The 15,982-nt window shown below is 39.8% G+C and carries 16 protein-coding genes; 4 read left to right on the top strand and 12 right to left on the bottom strand.

Going from position 1 to position 15,982, the window contains the following annotated elements; all coding sequences use genetic code 11:
- Position 1 precedes the first annotated feature (1 nt).
- The 4 genes from HMPREF2957_RS08255 to HMPREF2957_RS08240 all read right to left on the bottom strand — a co-directional run bounded on the left by HMPREF2957_RS08255 (position 2) and on the right by HMPREF2957_RS08240 (position 4,000).
- Complete coding sequence (locus tag HMPREF2957_RS08255; protein ID WP_070678902.1) at positions 2-760, bottom strand: ABC transporter ATP-binding protein; 759 nt, start codon at positions 758-760, stop codon at positions 2-4.
- A 341-nt stretch (positions 761-1,101) separates the two neighbouring features.
- Positions 1,102-1,374: a PspC domain-containing protein gene (locus HMPREF2957_RS08250; RefSeq protein ID WP_049495067.1), complete on the bottom strand. Its 273-nt coding sequence runs from the start codon at positions 1,372-1,374 to the stop codon at positions 1,102-1,104.
- A gap of 60 nt (positions 1,375-1,434) precedes the next feature.
- Positions 1,435-1,884: a SprT family protein gene (locus tag HMPREF2957_RS08245; RefSeq protein WP_049495064.1), complete on the bottom strand. Its 450-nt coding sequence runs from the start codon at positions 1,882-1,884 to the stop codon at positions 1,435-1,437.
- Positions 1,871-4,000: a Tex family protein gene (locus HMPREF2957_RS08240; RefSeq protein WP_070678900.1), complete on the bottom strand. Its 2,130-nt coding sequence runs from the start codon at positions 3,998-4,000 to the stop codon at positions 1,871-1,873. Before HMPREF2957_RS08240 ends, HMPREF2957_RS08245 begins: the two co-directional genes overlap by 14 nt.
- A 155-nt stretch (positions 4,001-4,155) precedes the next feature.
- On the opposite strand from HMPREF2957_RS08240, the gene HMPREF2957_RS09425 reads away from it, so the two are divergent.
- From HMPREF2957_RS09425 to HMPREF2957_RS08230, 3 genes are read left to right on the top strand one after another with little or no spacing between them, the layout of a single operon-like run.
- Positions 4,156-4,287 carry an SPJ_0845 family protein gene (locus HMPREF2957_RS09425; RefSeq protein ID WP_000268695.1) on the top strand — a complete coding sequence of 44 codons (132 nt, stop codon included), beginning with the start codon at positions 4,156-4,158 and terminating at the stop codon, positions 4,285-4,287.
- On the top strand, positions 4,288-5,193 hold the full coding sequence (locus HMPREF2957_RS08235; protein WP_070678898.1) for a permease: 906 nt from the start codon (positions 4,288-4,290) through the stop codon (positions 5,191-5,193). It begins immediately after the preceding gene.
- A complete protein-coding gene (locus HMPREF2957_RS08230) occupies positions 5,190-6,005 on the top strand; it encodes a TIGR03943 family putative permease subunit (RefSeq protein ID WP_070678896.1) in 816 nt (271 codons plus the stop codon). Before HMPREF2957_RS08235 ends, HMPREF2957_RS08230 begins: the two co-directional genes overlap by 4 nt.
- A 31-nt stretch (positions 6,006-6,036) precedes the next feature.
- On the opposite strand, the gene aguB is transcribed toward HMPREF2957_RS08230, so the two are convergent.
- The 7 genes from aguB to HMPREF2957_RS08195 all read right to left on the bottom strand — a co-directional run bounded on the left by aguB (position 6,037) and on the right by HMPREF2957_RS08195 (position 14,313).
- On the bottom strand, positions 6,037-6,912 hold the full coding sequence (aguB, locus tag HMPREF2957_RS08225; protein WP_070678894.1) for an N-carbamoylputrescine amidase: 876 nt from the start codon (positions 6,910-6,912) through the stop codon (positions 6,037-6,039).
- Positions 6,913-6,921: 9 nt separating this feature from the next.
- Positions 6,922-8,007: an agmatine deiminase gene (gene aguA, locus HMPREF2957_RS08220; protein ID WP_070678892.1), complete on the bottom strand. Its 1,086-nt coding sequence runs from the start codon at positions 8,005-8,007 to the stop codon at positions 6,922-6,924.
- Complete coding sequence (nspC, locus tag HMPREF2957_RS08215) at positions 8,004-9,131, bottom strand: carboxynorspermidine decarboxylase (RefSeq protein WP_070678890.1); 1,128 nt, start codon at positions 9,129-9,131, stop codon at positions 8,004-8,006. The genes aguA and nspC overlap by 4 nt, the downstream gene beginning before the upstream one ends.
- Positions 9,131-10,390, bottom strand: a complete 1,260-nt coding sequence (locus tag HMPREF2957_RS08210; protein WP_070678888.1) for a saccharopine dehydrogenase family protein — start codon at positions 10,388-10,390, stop codon at positions 9,131-9,133. The genes nspC and HMPREF2957_RS08210 overlap by 1 nt, the downstream gene beginning before the upstream one ends.
- Positions 10,387-11,247: a polyamine aminopropyltransferase gene (gene speE / locus HMPREF2957_RS08205; RefSeq protein WP_070678886.1), complete on the bottom strand. Its 861-nt coding sequence runs from the start codon at positions 11,245-11,247 to the stop codon at positions 10,387-10,389. The genes HMPREF2957_RS08210 and speE overlap by 4 nt, the downstream gene beginning before the upstream one ends.
- Positions 11,248-12,702 (bottom strand): aminotransferase class I/II-fold pyridoxal phosphate-dependent enzyme, encoded by a 1,455-nt coding sequence (locus HMPREF2957_RS08200; RefSeq protein ID WP_070678884.1) that lies wholly within the window; start codon positions 12,700-12,702, stop codon positions 11,248-11,250.
- 594 nt (positions 12,703-13,296) lie between these two features.
- Positions 13,297-14,313: a hypothetical protein gene (locus HMPREF2957_RS08195; RefSeq protein WP_070678882.1), complete on the bottom strand. Its 1,017-nt coding sequence runs from the start codon at positions 14,311-14,313 to the stop codon at positions 13,297-13,299.
- Between the two features lie 250 nt (positions 14,314-14,563).
- On the opposite strand from HMPREF2957_RS08195, the gene HMPREF2957_RS08190 reads away from it, so the two are divergent.
- A complete protein-coding gene (locus HMPREF2957_RS08190; protein WP_070678880.1) occupies positions 14,564-15,583 on the top strand; it encodes a hypothetical protein in 1,020 nt (339 codons plus the stop codon).
- A gap of 61 nt (positions 15,584-15,644) precedes the next feature.
- On the opposite strand, the gene HMPREF2957_RS08185 is transcribed toward HMPREF2957_RS08190, so the two are convergent.
- Positions 15,645-15,956: a hypothetical protein gene (locus HMPREF2957_RS08185; protein WP_070678878.1), complete on the bottom strand. Its 312-nt coding sequence runs from the start codon at positions 15,954-15,956 to the stop codon at positions 15,645-15,647.
- Positions 15,957-15,982 lie beyond the last annotated feature (26 nt).

The following is a 15,982-nucleotide window of genomic DNA, read 5'->3' as shown; positions in this document are numbered from 1 at the left end:
ACTAGTTCACCTCACTTGCCATAACAGTCAAGGTGTCAGAAATTTCTTGGAACATCTGACGATCCGTCTTTTCACCACGGTAGATTTGATTATAGAGAATACCGTCCTTGATGAAAAGAACACGTTTTGCACGGCTAGCAGCTGCTGTTGAGTGGGTCACCATGAGAATGGTTTGCCCTTGTTCATTGATCTGATCAAAGATATCAAGGAGAGCTGCAGACGATTTAGAGTCTAGGGCACCTGTTGGCTCGTCCGCAAGAAGAATTTCTGGTTCTGTGATGATAGCCCGTGCAACTGCAACCCGTTGTTTTTGCCCTCCAGAGATTTCATAAGGGTACTTCTCCTGCAATTGATTGATGCCAAGATTTTCGGCCGTCACAACCAATTTTTTCATCATTTCTGTAATAGGCTTTCTAGACAATACCAAAGGGAGTAAGATATTGTCTTTAACAGAAAGCGTATCTAACAAATTGAAGTCTTGGAAGACAAAGCCTAACTTTTCCCGACGGAAGCTTGATGCTTCAGAATTTTTAATGGTAGCTGTGTCAGTTCCGTTCAGGAAGACCTGGCCACGCGTTGGCTTATCAAGCATAGCAAGAATATTGAGTAGAGTAGATTTACCAGATCCAGACTCACCCATGATAGCAACGTAGTCGCCTTTTTCAACGGTAAAGTGAATATCTTTCAGGGCTTCTACTTGGTTGCCTTGGAATCGTGTTTTATAAATCTTTTGAACGTGTCTTACATCTAATAATGTCATGATAATCTCCTTTTTAATATTCCATTAATTGAAACTGAGCCTGCATAATAGAGCAACCGAGCTGAACTCGCTCGATCTCTTTTGGACTTGGTTTACTTGTTTGTTTCTTTTGTAAAATATTTTTCATAGTATTGCTACTTTATCTTTCTGATATAAGTGTACTCTAAAAAAAGAGTTGGTTCCATAACGCAACCTTACAAAAGAGGTCTGTAATCTTACATTTTTGTAAGATTGGATTATTTTTTTGATATGAACTACTATTAGTTTACCACAAATTTTTAAGCAAAAGAAAAACCCTTGATACTACAAGGGTTTAATACTTCAAATGAATGGTAATATGGTTAGCAAAACCAACCTTCGTCATCATTGATAGGTTCAGCCTCTTTTATCTTACGTGGTCCTGTTCCGTACATTTCTGCTTCGATATCTTCCTTTGTTGGCAAAATAGAGGCTAAGATGATGTAGATGATGATTCCAAGTCCGAAGTTTGCGATTGTAAAGATAGCAAAAATGAAGCGCACAAGGGTGACATCAAGATCCCATTTATCAGATAGTCCAGCAAGTACTCCTGATACCATACGATTTCGTCTCATTTTGTAAAAATTTTTATTCATAGTTTGTACCTCTTTCGGTATTCTTGTAATAAGTATAACATGAAATAAAAACTGCTTGCATCAGTCCTTAGGCGGATTTTGCAAAATGAGTTTGCTACGACAGAGACCACAACGATAACGTTTGGTATCAATTCGTCGTTTTCGTTGATAGGTTTGGTGACAAGTCTGACAAGTATAGACTAGAACTGGTGTTTGACTGACATTTGATAAGGGAGGAACAAAGCGGAGTCCATCTACTTCTTTTAACAGTTTCTTAAAGGCTACATCTTTATGTTTATACCCCTTGCCTTCATAGTATAAATGATAATGACAGAGTTCGTGACGGACAATTTTCCGAAAAACCTCTAAACCTAGTTCTTGATAGACTTTGGGATTAAAATCCAAATGCCCATCCTTTGGAAAGAATCGCCCACCTGTCGACCGTAGGCGAGTATTCCATTGAGCTTGGTGTTTGAAAGGTTTCCCAAAGTCTTCTAAAGAAACTTGTCGAACGTAATTAGTTAGATTCATCTGGTGCAAGGAGCGACAGATTTACTTTTTCTCGTTGGACATCAATCTTCTTCACCCAAACGGTTACCAAATCACCAACTGAAACGACTTGACTCGGATGTTTGATGAATTTCTTGCTCATGTGAGAGATATGAATCAGGCCATCCTCGTGAATACCAATGTCAACAAAGGCACCGAAGTCAACGACGTTACGAACAACGCCCTCAAGCTTCTGGCCAACTTTTAAGTCTTTGATATCCAAGACATCCTGACGAAGGACTGGAGCATCAAAAGAATCACGGAAATCACGTCCTGGTTTTAAAAGATCTGCAATAATATCTTTAAGAGTTTCTTGACCGAGGTCTAATTCTTGGGCCATTTCCTTAATTGAAATAGATTTGAGTTTGGCTTGTGCTTCTTCATTTAGGTCTTTGATGTCCAAACGTTTGAAGAGTTCCTTAACAGCAGCATAGTTTTCTGGGTGAACACCCGTGTTATCAAGGATATTGCTACTTTCAGGGATACGGAGGAAACCGGCAGCCTGTTCAAAGGCTTTAGCACCCAAACGAGGGACTTTCTTTATTTGGGCGCGTGAAGTGATTTTGCCTTCTTCTTCACGATACTTCACGATATTTTCAGAGATTGTTTTGTTAAGCCCAGCTACGTGCGAAAGTAAGGCTGGACTAGCTGTATTGACATTGACACCGACTTGGTTAACGACTGTATCAACAACAAAGTCAAGACTTTCAGACAGTTTTTTCTGACTAACATCATGCTGATATTGACCGACACCGATGGATTTGGGATCAATTTTAACCAATTCAGCAAGTGGGTCTTGCAAGCGACGAGCAATCGAAATAGCAGAGCGTTTCTCAACAGTTAACTCTGGAAACTCTTGACGAGCTAGTTCACTAGCTGAGTAGACAGATGCCCCGCTCTCATTGACAATGACATAGCTGACCTCAGGAAAATCTTTAAGTACTTCAGCGACGAAGGCTTCGCTCTCACGACTAGCAGTACCATTACCGATGGCAATGATTTCAACACCATATTGGCCAATCAAATCTGCCAAATCTCTCTTTGCTTCTTCAATCTGACGGGCAGAGGCTGGTTTGACGGGATAAATGACCTGCGTTGTCAGCATCTTTCCAGTCGCATCTACGACCGCAAGCTTGGCACCTGTTCGAAAGGCAGGGTCAAATCCAAGGACCACGCGCCCTTTAAGAGGAGCAACAAGGAGAAGATTTCGAAGGTTTTCAGAGAAGAGTTGGATAGCTCCTTCTTCTGCCTTCTCTGTTAGTTCAGTGCGAATACGACGCTCAATAGCTGGTAATACTTTTTTCTTAACAGATTGCTGAATAACTTCGTCTATATAAGCATTCTTAACCTTAAAACGAGAAGCAAATAAAGATAGAATACGATCAGTCGCATGCTCAAAGCCAATTTTCAAAATGCCTAGCTTCTCACCACGATTAAGGGCAAGCGTACGGTAGCCTTGCATGTTTGCAACTGTTTCTGAGAAATCGTAATAAATCTGAAAGACTTGTTTTTCATCAAGACTCTCATCTTTGACTTGAGAAGTAATCTTAGAGCGTCTAAGTACCTCTTGATATGTCATTGAACGTAAATGAACATCCTCGGATAGTGCTTCAACCAAGATGTCTACAGCCCCAGCCAAAGCTTCTTGAGGAGTCTCGAAACCTTCACAGACAAATGCTTCTGCTTCTTTTTCTAGGTCAGAAACATTTTGTAAAATCAAGCGAGCAAGTGGAAAAAGTCCAGCCTCACGGGCAATGGTTGCCTTGGTGCGACGTTTCTCCTTATAGGGAAGATAGAGTTCTTCTACATCTGCGAGTTTTTCAGCAGCTAAAATAGCTTCTTCTAACTCCTTAGTTAGCTTGCCTTGCTCTTTGATTTTTGCTAAGACCGCTTCCTTACGATCATTTAGAGCAGTTAAACTCTTATCGAGGTCGATAATAGCCTTAATGGCTACCTCATCTAGACTTCCGGTCATATCTTTCCGATAACGGGCGATAAAGGGGATAGTTGCTCCTTCTGCTGTCAAAGACAAGACAGTATCAATCTGCTTTAAAGTTACACCCAAATCTTGGGAAATTTTTTCATATTTTTTATCCATGAAACTATTATACCATAAGCGCGAAAGCTTGTTTTCATTAATTTGTTGCTTTATTTCAACTTTATAAAGATAAAAGCAATGTTTATTTTAAAATCCAACTATTTCTTAGAAATAATAGTATAATAGTGTTAACTAAAAGAATCGAGGTATGCCTTATGGCTGTTAAATTTACAAAAACTGATGACTTAGATAAGATGTTCGAAGAATTCGCTAAACTCCCTGACTTGAAGCAAGTGACTTTCCCAGACGACAAAGAAAAGAAAGATAAGGCAGAAAAGAAAAAATAGATGACACTCTTTCAAAGTTTACCTTCTAGTGTGCTACAAGCTGGCGCCATTTTTCTTTCAATTATCATTGAAGCTTTACCCTTTGTCTTAATCGGTAGCATCATATCTGGTGTCATTGAAGTCTATGTGACACCTGAGAAGGTCTATAAGTTTCTCCCTAAAAATCGCTTGGGGAGAATCTTTTTTGGTAGCTTCATCGGTTTTCTCTTTCCCTCTTGTGAGTGTGGAATCGTTCCGATCATCAATCGCTTTTTAGAAAAGAAGGTTCCTAGCTATACAGCTGTTCCCTTTCTAGTAACAGCTCCTATCATCAATCCCATCGTACTTTTTGCGACTTATTCAGCCTTTGGTAATTCAATTCAAATGGTTTTCCTAAGAGCTTTGGGCGCGATTCTAGTTGCTACTATATTAGGTATCTTTCTTGGATTTTTCTGGGAGGGACCTATCCAAAAAGAAAATAGATTGGCTTGCCATGAGCATAATTTCTCTCATTTGACTAAAAGTCAAAAAATCCTTCAGGTCTTTATCCAAGCTATTGATGAATTCTTTGAAATGGGGCGTTACTTAGTCTTTGGCTGTCTGTTTGCCAGTATAGTCCAAGTCTATGTTCCAACTCGTATCCTGACATCTATCAGCGCAACACCACTACTTGCGATTGTTCTTCTAATGGTCTTGTCCTTCCTTCTATCCCTCTGTAGTGAAGCGGATGCCTTTATTGGATCTTCACTTCTCTCTAGTTTTGGCTTTGCTCCAGTGCTTGCCTTTCTAGTTATAGGTCCCATGCTCGATGTCAAGAACCTCCTCATGATGAAGAATTATCTCAAAACTCGCTTTATTTGGCAATTCCTGACAATTGTAACTCTTGTTGTTCTTGTCTATTCTTATCTAGTTGGGGTGATGCTATGATTCGATTTTTTATCTTATTTGGCTATTTTATCTTAACCCTTTATCTGCACCTATCAGGTAAGCTCAATCAGTATATAAACCTCCACTACTCATATCTGGCTTATATCACTATGTTTTTATCTTTGTTACTAGCCATTGTTCAAGCCTATATTTGCTTCAAGCGTTTGAAAGAAAATAGTCACTTACATAGTTTTTCAGCCAAGTTTGCTAGTTTTGCCCTCTTAAGTTTACCCTTGTTAGTTGGATTTACCTTTCCAACTGTCACTCTGGATTCACAAACAGTATCGGCAAAAGGATATTATTTCCCTTTGTCGGAAGGAACTGACAAAGCAATCCAAGCAAGTGAAGGAACGAGCAGTCAGTATCTGAAGCCGGATACCAGTAGATTTTATTCACAAACAGCTCATGAAAATATTATTCGGAAGAGTGCTGATAAATACTTAGCTCAATCTAGTATAGTTATCAATGATGAAAATTACCTGGAGGTCATGGAAGCTATCTATGATTATCCAAATGAATTTGAAGGCAAGGAAATCGTGTTTATTGGCTTTGTCTACAACGATCCAAATCATACCAATAGTCAATTTGTTTTTCGCTTTGGTATTATGCACTGTATCGCTGATTCAGGAGTTTTTGGCCTTTTGACCACTGGAAACACTAATCGGTACGAAAATAACACTTGGGTGAGAGTCAAAGGTAAGATTAGCAATCGCTATCACAAGGAACTCAACCAAGTCCTCCCAACCCTTGAAGTCCAGTCCTTCATCAAAGTAGACAAACCAGAGAATCCTTATGTATACAAAGAGTTTTAAAAAAGTAGCCTGAGGGGGCTACTTTTTGTTTTTATCTGACAATATCTTTATACATGTCCGGTCTTCTATCTCTAAAGAGACCCCAGTTCAGGCGCTCGCTTGCTCCCTTGTCAAGGTTATAAGTGGTTAAGAGTATTGCTTCATCTTGTCGTTCAGCTTGACTTAAAATAGCTCCTGTTTCATCGGTCATAAAGGATGAACCGTAGAAGTTAAGACTGGAACTTTGTCCTCCATTTTCCTCGCTAGGAGTGACTTCTTCTAAACCATAACGATTGGCTGCGATAACTGGCACAATATTTGCTGCTGCGTGTCCTTGCATGGTACGTTGCCAATGACCACAACTATCTGTATCCAAAATCGGCTCCGAACCAATGGCTGTTGGATAAAAGAGCAATTCTGCACCATTTAAAGCAAGGCAACGGGCTGTTTCAGGAAACCATTGGTCCCAACAGATGCCAATACCAATCTTGGCATAGCGAGTATCCCAGACCTTGAAGCCTGTGTTTCCAGGAGTAAAGAAGAATTTCTCCTGATAATAATGATCATCAGGAATGTGAGTCTTCCGGTAAACGCCCAGTACTTCTCCATCTGCATCAATGACAGCAATAGAATTGTACAAGACATTACCATCTTTTTCATAGAAACTGATTGGTAAAACGACCTTTAGCTCTTTGGCAATTCTTTTAAAATGCTGAATAGCCGTATTTTCTGATACCGACTGGGCATACTGGTAGTAGTCATACTGACGCTCCTGACAGAAATAGGGACGTTCAAATAATTCTGGTAAAAGAATGATCTGGGCTCCTTTGTCTGCAGCTTGTCGAACTAAGCGTTCAGCTGTTTGGATATTGGTTTCCACATCCTTAGCGCATTGCATCTGAATAGCTGCAACCGTTACATTTCTCATCTTTTTCTCCTATTCTGGAATTTGTTGGGTAATACAGTGGATATTTCCACCACCTAATAGAATATCTCTTGCAGGAATTCCGACAACATCATGGTCTGGGAAACACTGACTCAGAATATCCAAGGCCACTTGATCGTTTACATCCTGAAATTGTGGTACCAAGACAGATTTATTGGCGATATAAAAATTCACGTAGGAAGCTGCTAGTCTTTCACCTGCATAACGCTCCTCTTCGCCTTCTTCATATGTATATCCCGGCAAATCTTCTTCTGTAACTACTTGATGAATAGCTGGGATTGGAAGTTTATGAATAGTGAAACTCCGGCCTTTTGCATCGGTTTCCTTCTCTAAAAGAGCTAGATCTGCTGCAGACATGGCATACTGAGGATCATCTTGGTCATCCGTCCATGCTAAAACAACCTCAGCAGGACCAACAAAGGCTGCAACATTATCGACGTGTTCATTTGTCTCGTCTTGATAAATACCGTAAGGCAACCAGATAACTTTTTCGGCACCAAGGCTCTCTAGTAAGGTCTCTTCAATCTCCTCTTTAGTCAGATGAGGATTACGACCCGGACTGAGCAAGCAGCTTTCTGTGACAAGCATGGTTCCTTGACCGTCACTGTGTATAGCTCCACCTTCCAGTACAAAAGGTTTGGCATCGTAGACAGGAATTTCTAAGACTTCAGCAAAGCGACTAGCTACTTGGTCATCTGCTTCATAGTCTTGGTAGAGACCGTCTACATCACCACCCCAGGCATTGAAAGACCAGTCTACTGCTAACTTTTCCCTTTTATCATTAAGAAGAATAGTCGGACCAGTATCACGAGCCCAGGCATCATTTGTCGGAATATCTAAATAAACAACCTTGTCTCCAAGATAGGATTGTGCTTCAGATAGATAGTCCTCCTCAACCAAAAGGTAGACTGTTTCCCCCTGAGCAATCGTTTTGATAATCTGGCTAAAAGCTGCTTTAGCGGCCTTACCTTCAAATGGCCAAGAGCCTGGTCTAGTAGGCCATATCATGAGAGTCCCATGATGGGGTTCATACTCTGCAGGCATACGATAACCTAATTTCTTTGGGCTGTCAATCATGATAATCTCTCCTTAAAGTCATGGTAACCAAAAGCTTTGACTAGACTGCACTCACCCTCTTTATCCATGAGATACAAACTTGGAAGCCCAATCCCGTTAAAGGTATTATTTTTGACAAATGAGTAAATAGCCATGTCTTCAAAATAGAGGCGATCGCCGATTTCAATCGGTTTTTCAAAGCTGTAATCCCCAATGATATCCCCTGTCAGGCAAGTATTTGAAGAGAGTCTATAAGTATAAGGTTTTTCTTGCACTTCAAATCCATCTCTCAATGGGGGGCGATAAGGCATCTCAAGCACATCTGGCATATGGCAACTTGCTGAAGCATCTAACACCAAGGCCTCAATCCCGTTTTCAACAATATCCAAGACTTCCGTAGCTAAATAACCCGCATTAAGTGCAATGGCTTCACCTGGTTCGACATAGACGTCAAGGTTATAAGTTTCTCGAATGCGTTTAATCTCAGAAATAAGTAATTCCACATCATAGTCATCTCTTGTAATATGATGACCACCACCCATGTTAAGCCATTTAACTTGATGCAAATAGGCTCCAAACTGGTCTTCTACTGCTTTCAAAGTCGTTTGTAAATCATCTGCCCCTTGCTCGCAGAGGGTATGAAAATGAAGTCCGTCAACCAATTCCAATAAATCACTTGGTATCTTGTCTGAAGTCACTCCAAAACGAGAGCCAGGAGCACAAGGGTCATAAAGCGCGTGGTCACCCTGCGTTGAACATTGAGGATTGATGCGAAGACCCACACTGATACCAACTTCACGACAACGTTGACCATACTTTCGTAGTTGTCTCTCTGAGTTAAAATCAATATGATCAGATATTTGCAGTAGCTCTTCCATATCTGATTCCTTGAAAGCAGGCGCAAATACATGGACTTCCCCCGGAAACTCTTCTCTAGCTAACTTCGCTTCATAGAGTCCACTAGCCGTTGTACCAGAGAGATATTGGCTAATTAGGGGATAGGTTTTATAGAGAGAATAAGCCTTTTGAGCTAGCAAAACCTTACAACCTGCCTTTTCCTGAACCTCTTGTAGAATGCGGCAATTCTCTTCTAATTTTCCTAAGTCAATGATATAAGAAGGCGTTGGTACTTGTTCTAACTTCATTAGTCCACCATTTGTGGATTTTCAACCACAACCCATGGCAAACCGTATTTATTTAAAGCTTCCATGAATGGGTCTGGATCCAACTCTTCAAGGTTATAAACTCCTGGTTGTTTCCATGTACCATCCATCACTAATTTTGTCCCAATCATAGCAGGAACACCCGTTGTATAAGAAATGGCTTGTGAACCAACCTCTGCATAGCACTCCTGATGATCGCAAACATTGTAGATGTAGATTGTCTTTTCAACGCCATCTTTGACACCTGTAAAGATACATCCAATATTTGTTTTTCCAACAGTGCGTGGGCCAAGGCTTGCAGGATCTGGAAGCAAGGTTTTCAAGAATTGAATTGGAACAATTTCTTGTCCGTTAAAGTTAATGGCATCTGTACGAAGGAGACCAACGTTTTCCAAGCATTTCATGTGCGTTAGATATGATTGGCCAAAAGTCATAAAGAAGCGAATGCGTTTAACACCTGGAATATTCTTTGCTAATGATTCGATTTCTTCATGGTGGAGGAGATACATGTCTTTTTGCCCAACTTGAGGGAAATCATACTCACGTTTGATAGACATAGCTTCGACTTCTACCCATTTTCCATCTTCCCAGTAAGAACCTGGTGCAGAGACCTCACGTAGATTGATTTCTGGGTTAAAATTTGTTGCAAATGGATAACCATGGTCTCCACCATTACAGTCTAAAATATCGATATAGTGGATTTCATCAAAGTAATGTTTGAGTGCATAAGCTGAAAAGACGCTGGTTACACCTGGGTCAAAACCAGATCCAAGTAGAGCAGTCAAGCCTGCTTCCTTGAATTTTTCTTGATAAGCCCATTGCCATGAGTAGTCGAAGTAGGCAGTAAATCCAAGTTCCTTACAACGTTTCTCATAAATAGCACGCCATTCAGGGTCTTCTGTGTCCTCAGCCTCATAGTTGGCAGTATCGATATAGTGCACACCTGTTGCCAAACAAGCATCCATAATAGTCAAATCTTGGTATGGTAGAGCTACGTTCAAAACGGCTTCTGGTTTGTAACTTTCAATCAAGGCAATCACTTCTTCTACCTTGTCAGCATCAAGAGCAGCTGTCTCAATCTTAGTATTTGTTTTGCCTTCTAATTTAGCCTTCAAGTCATCACATTTTGACTTTGTACGGCTAGCAATCATAATCTCTTTAAAAGTTTCGCTATCTTGGCAAATCTTTGAAATAGCAACTTGGGCAACGCCCCCACATCCAATAACTAATAAACGACTCATTTTTTTCCTTCCTCTTCTTCTAAAATGTCTTCTACATACTTAGGCAACATAAAGGCACCAATATGCAAGTTTGCAGTGTAGTATTCTGTGAAAAGCTGACGTTTTTTCCAGCCTTCCTTATCAAAATCTTTGACAGGGTGATATTTTTTCGATGCAAATCCAAACAACCAATAACCAGCAGGACTAGTTGGGATATGTGCTTGGTAAACCCGGCTAATTGGAAAGGCTTGATTGACCTTGCGGTGCATGCTTCGGCATGCTGACTCATCTTCGTCAAAGAAAGGACTACCATGCTGGTAAATCATGATTCCGTCTTCTTTCAAGGCTCTATAGCTATTGCCATAAAATTCCTTGGTAAAGAGCCCTTCCGTGTGGCCAAATGGATCTGTCGCATCATTGATGATGATGTCGTAATCATCTTCACAGTTTCTCAAAAATCTCAGTCCATTTTGGTAGTAAATGGTAACGCGAGGGTCATCAAGTCCTGCAGCAAAATCTGGGAAGTATTCTCGACAAACCTCAACCAGCATCTCATCTGGTTCTACAATATCGATTTGTTCCAATTCTGGATAGAGAGTTAATACTTGGGCAACACCACCGTCACCACCCCCAATAACCAATACTTTCTTTGGATTTGGATGGACAGCCATAGGAACGTGAACTGTCATTTCGTTGTAGACAAAGTCATCTGCATCTGAGAATAAGACATGCCCATTTAAAATCAATATCTTACCAAAAGCTGGTGTATCTAATACTTCTATATCCTGCCATTCACTTTGACCAGAATAAAGTTGTTTGGCTGTTCTCATTGTTAACTTGACATCTGGAGTATGAACTTCAGAAAACCATAAATCCATCTAGTTCTCCTTTCTTTCAATGACGTTGATATGATTGACATCTGGATCTTCAGTACCTTGGAGGGAACAACCACGTTCCTTGGCAAATTGGATATAATCGACAATTTCTCGTGTAATCCGTTCACCTGGCGCTAGGATTGGAATTCCTGGAGGATAGCACATGACAAATTCCCCACAGACTTGTCCAATGGACTCGTCCAAGGTTAAACTTCTTCTATCTGAGTAAAAGGCTTCCTGTGGAGACAACACCAACTCAGGCTGGATATATTCTCCAGCAATCAAGTCCTTCCCATCTCGTGAGTATAGTCTCTTGATATCAGCTAAAGCACCGACCAAGCGTTCAATGTCTTGGATACGGTCACCAATCGAAATGTAGGCTAAGATATTCCCGATATCACCAAACTCGATCTGAATGTCATATTCATCTCGTAAGAGGTCATAAACCTCGATACCTGTTAGACCAATCCCCTGAGTGTAAACTGACAGCTTGGTTACATCAAAATCACAAACTGATACCCCATCTACTAGTTCTTTTGAGTAGGCGTAGTAGCCACCGATGGCATTGATTTCACGACGAGCATACTCAGATAACTCAATAACTTTCTCAAAGGAATCTTTGCCACGAAGGGCTAGGTTTCTACGAGAAACATCGAGACTAGCCATTAGCAAGTAGGATGCTGAAGTTGACTGTGTCAGATTAATGATCTGACGGACATATTCAGGATTCATCTGATTGCCAACCAAAAGAAGAGAACTTTGAGTCAAGCTGCCACCGGACTTATGCATGGATACAGCTGACATATCTGCTCCTGCGTCCATAGCAGACAGAGGAAGTTTATCTGTAAAGTGCAGATGAGCACCGTGCGCCTCGTCTACTAAGACTTTCATTCCCGCTGCGTGTGCCATCTCTGTTAAACCCTTAAGATCTGAACAAATCCCATAATAGGTTGGATTGTTAATGAGGATAGCCTTGGCATCCGGATGGTCCTTAATCGCTTGCGCCACACGCTCATTTTCAAGCCCCAAAGCAATACCGATTTTTGGATCCACACTCATCTCGATATAGATAGGAATAGCTCCGCATAAAACGAGAGCATTGATAGCTGATTTATGGACATTTCGTGGAAGTATGATTTTATCACCTGATTTACAGGTAGAAAGAATCATGGTCTGCACGGATGAAGTTGTCCCACCAATCATCAAAAAGGCATGAGCAGCACCAAAAGCTTCTGCCGCTAGCTCTTCCGCTTCTCTAATAATCGAAATAGGATGTCCTAGATTGTCCAAGGGCTTCATAGAATTGACATCAATACCAACGCATTTTTCCCCTAAAAGTTCCACTAATTCCGGATTCCCTCGGCCACGTTTATGACCTGGTACATCGAAAGGTACAATTCTTTTTTTTCGTAACTTGACCAGTCCCTCATAAATAGGAGCTTGGTTTTGATTTAACATTTTAGAGACATACTCCTTTATCATAGTTATTTTCACCTTATGCAAGGTTCTAAAGGATACTTATGAAAAAAGAGCAGGTTGGCACCTGCTCTACAATCTACTGACGTGTTTTTGTTTGTTTCTTTTGAGTATGTCTGTTCCTGATGTTTCCTAACTCTCTAGTAGCAAATATTACGTACTTTATTGATCGTTTCACAAGATGACGTGTGCTTTCACCACACTAACAAATCTATACGAATTAGGACAAGTGTCCTAACATCAACTTATAAAAGTAGGCTTTTAACCCTATCAATAATGTGGCTTTTCAACCACGCTTCGGCATTCAACCCTGCCTGTCCGTAGGCATTTTTTACTCGGGTTTATATTTGCTAGAAAACATCATCTCATTTTCTAAGCTTCATTACTATACCATGATTTCACAATCTTGTAAAGTACTTTTAGAACTTTTTTTAAATAATTTAATATTTAGTTCGTGTAATTTATTCAACCAATAAATAGAAATCGTTTTACATTTAAATCAAAAACAAAAAAAGGAACTAAATAAATTAATTCCTTTTAGATAGGCATAATCAAATTCAACTATTCAAAATCGTATTACTCTTCATGCGCTACTTTGGCAGATAGTTCAAAATCAGTCATCAAATAATTTTCATCTAGATGGATAAGACTATAATACTCATTCCAAAATAGAGAGTCACTGTTACTTGACCACTGTAATCCATACCACAATTGAGTGACATCACTTGTATTTGATGGGGGGATTGACCATAGATGCTTTTTGAAAGTTTCTTTAACAAGTGGAAGGTCCAGTCGACTAGTCAAGTCGAGTTCATCCAATTTCAAAGTGATAGAATGTTTCTTTGCTTCTTCAATACTGTCCTTATTAAATCGAATCTGAATAACCTTAGAATCTTCTAAAGCCATATCCTGATCCTTAGCTCCGTAAAAGGAAATACTCCCCAGCACTATACCATTTTTTGCTATTAGATATGGAGCGTAAGGTACTGTATTGCTATCAAGTCTGAAGCCTTTTTCGATAGTGACTGTTTTATTGCCCGAATACTTCTGGAAACTGCCATCTGTCAGGAGGTCTTCGTAGTCGCTAGCACCATCACCTTGTATTACATAGATATCAAATCCAGCTTCCATCAGATCTCTTACTTTGGTTTCTGCTAACGTGATTTTACTTTCATTTATTTGCAAAATTGGTGCTTGAGGTGGCAAACCAATCGTGAGATTAAACATGACTCCTACTAGAAAGACCATCAAGGTTATAAGGAGGGAAAGTAAAGACTTTCCAGTCCTTTTTCTTGCATTGAAAAGAGCCATTATAGCTGGGAGGAGGATCATTTTTGCTAAAATAGAATTCCCCACACCACCTCTATTTAAGGTCTGAAAAGCAAAGATCCCTGCGATTGCAATCAGGGACAGGTAGACCAAAATCTCGCCTAGACCCAGTTTTTCTGTTCGAGTTTGTTGATTTACAGGAGTTTCGTACAATGACTGTCCATTCTCTTTCCTCTTTTTTAGAAAGAGATAAAAGCCTAGACCGAGTAGCAGATTAAAGATTGCAAAAACTATTAAAGTACCTATAATCACCGTTCTACCCATGGCTCTCTACTCCTTTATATTCTCTCTCAAATCTTATCTTTCTCTTCATTGTCCAATTCCCAATCAATAAAACCATTAAGAAGAAGAGGTCGCCTTCTATCAGTACAATCGGTAAAGCTTAAATGGCAATGATTCTCATCTTTTTATCTTTAAGGAAACTGCTGATATTTCTAGCTCTATTTCCCTAGAAAATGCTATAATGGAGCTATCAAAATTGTTCTCTAGCAATTGAAAAACGGGGGAAGTAGTCATGCTCACCACTATTGTTTTAGGATTTTATGCTCTTTTCTTTCTATCCTTGTGCTTTACTATCTATCTCTATATTAGATTTGTAGTTGCGGTTAAAAAAGGCAAAGACATTCCCAAATGGATTTATAAACTTGGTCATGCTGTTCAAGGAAGAATTCACGTTGACTATGAAGAAATCACTGATGCTAATGCCCTTAAAGAGATTCATTGGTTCTTGCTAATCTATTTAATCGTAAATCTACTCGTATTGGCTGTCTTCTACTATCATGGTAATAGCTTTCCTCAAGCCATTTATGAATGTTTGAAAAAACAATTTTTTATCGTAATTGTTAGTATGGTTTTAAAAAGTATTGGCAAATTTGTTGTACTAGCTATAAGAAAAAACTTTCAAAACAGTCATGTCTATGCATCAACCAACGCTTTTATCGGGACAGCTTTTTTAACGAGTTATGTGTTTATGTTTTGCATCATGATGAGTGGTCTTCCGGCTCAACCTGTTCCAGTAACCATTCAAGATACTACTGTCATTATCGGTGAGAGCAAGGCTTCCGAGCTTTTGGACCAAGGCTTTAGATTCGAAGATAAAAATCCAGAGAGTTCCATCACCAATCCCAAAAACGACCACTTCTACTACGGTCAGCTTCTCGAAGTCAAGCGGGATAATCAGTCCTACGGCTTTATGAGCCTTACTCCTACGGGAAGAGATACTGATCAACTCAAAAACTGCGTCATCACCTATTACAGAACACCTAAGGATAGCAAACAACTAGAAAAAATTTCCATCAATCATGTCAAACTAGCAAATCTCAAGCTCCAAGATTTTCAAACACGAAAATTAATCGATATCTTTGAAGTCAATCCAGCTGATTATAACGTCTCTGATAAAGAAACCAACTTTATCCTAACCATCCAAACAGCAGATTACGACCTCTGGAAAAGGTACCGTATTGAATCCAAGTTTAATTCAGATGGTTCGATTGATAGCTATGGAGTCAGAGCTCAGCATAGCATGTGGGAATGATGGAGTGTTAGCTTTAGTCATTAGTAAGCATATAATCAAATAGATGAGCGTTTAGGCGCTCCTACTTGATTTTATGCTTATTCATTTTTTCTTGGAAAATATCTATAAGAATTTGTCGTAATTCTTGAGCTTCTTTTTCTGGAAGTTGGCCTTCTTGTTCAGCTACAGCATACAATTCCGGATACTCAAGAGAGATTCTCTTAATCGTACGCGTAATCGCATGTTTTCTAACAAAAAACGGGATACGCTTAATGTATTCTTGAGGGATCAACGCGATAATTTTGTCAGCAGTTTCTTTATCACTCAGTTTAGAAAAAGTCAGTCCCTTTTTTATCATTTCTTGTTCTTTTTCTGTAAAATCTTGTAATTCCATATGTCTAGTCCTCGTCTTCACTGACT

This window comes from Streptococcus sp. HMSC062D07, assembly GCF_001814215.1.
GTDB classification, from domain to species: Bacteria; Bacillota; Bacilli; order Lactobacillales; family Streptococcaceae; genus Streptococcus; species Streptococcus infantis_I.
The sequence above is the reverse complement of the archived record's forward strand: the minus strand, read 5'-3'. Positions and strand labels throughout refer to the sequence as shown.

What these genes read in the sequence shown, in the direction of transcription:
- HMPREF2957_RS08255 (WP_070678902.1), bottom strand. Translation starts at nt 760, where the DNA reads ATGACATTATTAGATGTAAGACACGTTCAAAAGATTTATAAAACACGA.
- HMPREF2957_RS08250 (WP_049495067.1), bottom strand. Translation starts at nt 1,374, where the DNA reads ATGAATAAAAATTTTTACAAAATGAGACGAAATCGTATGGTATCAGGA.
- HMPREF2957_RS08245 (WP_049495064.1), bottom strand. Translation starts at nt 1,884, where the DNA reads ATGAATCTAACTAATTACGTTCGACAAGTTTCTTTAGAAGACTTTGGG.
- HMPREF2957_RS08240 (WP_070678900.1), bottom strand. Translation starts at nt 4,000, where the DNA reads ATGGATAAAAAATATGAAAAAATTTCCCAAGATTTGGGTGTAACTTTA.
- HMPREF2957_RS09425 (WP_000268695.1), top strand. Translation starts at nt 4,156, where the DNA reads ATGGCTGTTAAATTTACAAAAACTGATGACTTAGATAAGATGTTCGAA.
- HMPREF2957_RS08235 (WP_070678898.1), top strand. Translation starts at nt 4,288, where the DNA reads ATGACACTCTTTCAAAGTTTACCTTCTAGTGTGCTACAAGCTGGCGCC.
- HMPREF2957_RS08230 (WP_070678896.1), top strand. Translation starts at nt 5,190, where the DNA reads ATGATTCGATTTTTTATCTTATTTGGCTATTTTATCTTAACCCTTTAT.
- aguB (WP_070678894.1), bottom strand. Translation starts at nt 6,912, where the DNA reads ATGAGAAATGTAACGGTTGCAGCTATTCAGATGCAATGCGCTAAGGAT.
- aguA (WP_070678892.1), bottom strand. Translation starts at nt 8,007, where the DNA reads ATGATTGACAGCCCAAAGAAATTAGGTTATCGTATGCCTGCAGAGTAT.
- nspC (WP_070678890.1), bottom strand. Translation starts at nt 9,131, where the DNA reads ATGAAGTTAGAACAAGTACCAACGCCTTCTTATATCATTGACTTAGGA.
- HMPREF2957_RS08210 (WP_070678888.1), bottom strand. Translation starts at nt 10,390, where the DNA reads ATGAGTCGTTTATTAGTTATTGGATGTGGGGGCGTTGCCCAAGTTGCT.
- speE (WP_070678886.1), bottom strand. Translation starts at nt 11,247, where the DNA reads ATGGATTTATGGTTTTCTGAAGTTCATACTCCAGATGTCAAGTTAACA.
- HMPREF2957_RS08200 (WP_070678884.1), bottom strand. Translation starts at nt 12,702, where the DNA reads ATGTTAAATCAAAACCAAGCTCCTATTTATGAGGGACTGGTCAAGTTA.
- HMPREF2957_RS08195 (WP_070678882.1), bottom strand. Translation starts at nt 14,313, where the DNA reads ATGGGTAGAACGGTGATTATAGGTACTTTAATAGTTTTTGCAATCTTT.
- HMPREF2957_RS08190 (WP_070678880.1), top strand. Translation starts at nt 14,564, where the DNA reads ATGCTCACCACTATTGTTTTAGGATTTTATGCTCTTTTCTTTCTATCC.
- HMPREF2957_RS08185 (WP_070678878.1), bottom strand. Translation starts at nt 15,956, where the DNA reads ATGGAATTACAAGATTTTACAGAAAAAGAACAAGAAATGATAAAAAAG.